Source organism: Bacteroidota bacterium, from assembly GCA_034723125.1.
In the GTDB taxonomy this organism is placed as follows: domain Bacteria; phylum Bacteroidota; class Bacteroidia; order CAILMK01; family JAAYUY01; genus JAYEOP01.
In genome coordinates, this window is sequence record JAYEOP010000467.1 from 1 (window position 1) to 1,980 (window position 1,980).

A 1,980-nucleotide genomic window follows, 5' to 3' on the forward strand; every position below is an offset into this window, starting at 1 on the left:
CAATATTAATCAATTTTTATCTGGATTACTTCCATCTACTATTCCTGTTTATTTTGACCATTGTTGTATTGAGGATCCTAATTTAACAGCAACACCAAATGCAAATGGAACTTTTAATGATGATCCAAGTTTTGGTATGGGAAACTATGGTTATAGAATCAGTTGGGCAAATTCTCCTTGTAGAGATGCCGGAATCAATACAGTTACTCCAATTAGCATAACTGATTTGGATGGGCATACTCAAATGGAGCAAAGAATTTACAATAATTTTATGGGTAGTAATACTATAGATATTGGTAGTTACGAAAATTTTCGCTTACCAACTGATCCACCAATAATTTCCGCTATTAGCAAAATTAATAAAAAGGAAATAATTGTAAATTGTTTTCCTAACCCAGTAAATAAATTGTTATATTTTAAAATAGAAAACAATATTAAAACTAAACTTAATATCTCTGTTTTTAACATTAATGGAAAAATTGTTTTTAAGGGAAATACTGATAAGATTCAAACAAAGATAGATGTTTCGCATTTTGAATCAGGAAATTACTTTATATATCTTTATAATAATAATTTTACTAAAACCATTAATTTTTTAAAATTATAACAAAATCAAAGACTGGTAATTTTCACAAAATTGCCAGTCTTAATATATTTAGTATTTTATGTCATACAAAAAAACATTCCTTGTAATTATTTTTTTTGTTTTCTTTACTAATCTATTTTGTCAAAATGGAGAAACTGATTGGTGGTATTTTGGGGGGAAAGCGGGATTACATTTTAGTGATAATACTGTACAATATGATACGAACTCTGCAATGAATGCCATGATATCATGTGCATCGATTTCGGATAATAAAGGACAATTGCTTTTTTATACTAATGGAGATTATGTATGGAATAAAGATCATTTAATAATGGAGAATGGTGATACAATCTCGAATCAAAATGCTTCGTATCCTTTTAATTATTCTTATGTTTCAGTTATAATTCCCAACCCTGCTAATAAAAAACAATATTATATCTTTTCTATTGACAATTGTGTTAATAATCCATCCACTTTATATTATTCAATTATAGATTTAACGTACAATAATGGGCTAGGAAAAGTAATTTCAAAACAAAATATTTTATTTAATAATGTTGTTTTAAAATTAACTGCAGTACAGCACACAAATAAGCAATCTTTTTGGGTTATTACACATTTATGGAATTCAAAAAATTATATTTCATTTAAAATTTCAAAAAATGGTATTGAAAATCCTGTTTATTCAAATACTGGTGATTATTTAGGTGTTGGGCAAGGGGGGAATTCTATTGGATGGTTATCACATAAGGGTGGCTATTTAAGAATATCTCCACGTGGAGATTTATTAGTCCATACAATACAAACTAATCCACCTGGTAGTTCCATTTATGGACGAAAAAATGTAGAATTACTTGATTTTAGCTGTACAACTGGGAAAATTTTATTTAGATTTAGTATCGCCTTGTTTTATCCTACAGGTGCAGAATTTTCATCTAATGGGAATGTTTTATATGTTGTAGCTGGTGCAATTTTTCAAATGAATCTTGCATCAATGAATGATTCTCTAATAAAAAACTCCATTAAGCAAATTGCAACCACTGGAAATACATTTTATTCTTTACAGTTAGCAAAAAACAATAAAATATATGCGGGGCAAGGAAGTACTTTGTTTAAAAAATCGAAATATGTAGCAGTGATTAATAATCCAGATGTAATAGGTGTAGCGTGCAATTTTATTGATTCAGGGAAATATCTTGGAGGACGAAATTGTCAAGAGGGGTTACCTATCTTCATCCAATCCTACTTCTTCAAACCCGATTTTGAGGCAATAGGTACTTGCTTTAGCGATACCACACAGTTTTATGTTCAAGATTCCTCACAAGTAGATTCGCTTTTCTGGATATTTGATGATAGCATAAGTGGGTCAAATAATTTTTCTAATTCATGGATAC

The 1,980-nt window shown here is 29.0% G+C and carries 2 protein-coding genes; both read left to right on the plus strand.

Annotated elements, in window-relative coordinates:
* Positions 1-607: T9SS type A sorting domain-containing protein (locus tag U9R42_12110; GenBank protein ID MEA3496761.1), on the plus strand; the 607-nt coding region annotated here is incomplete at its 5' end.
* Positions 608-665: 58 nt separating this feature from the next.
* Positions 666-1,980, plus strand: a 1,315-nt coding sequence (locus U9R42_12115; GenBank protein MEA3496762.1) for a hypothetical protein, incomplete at its 3' end; no start/stop codon positions are given.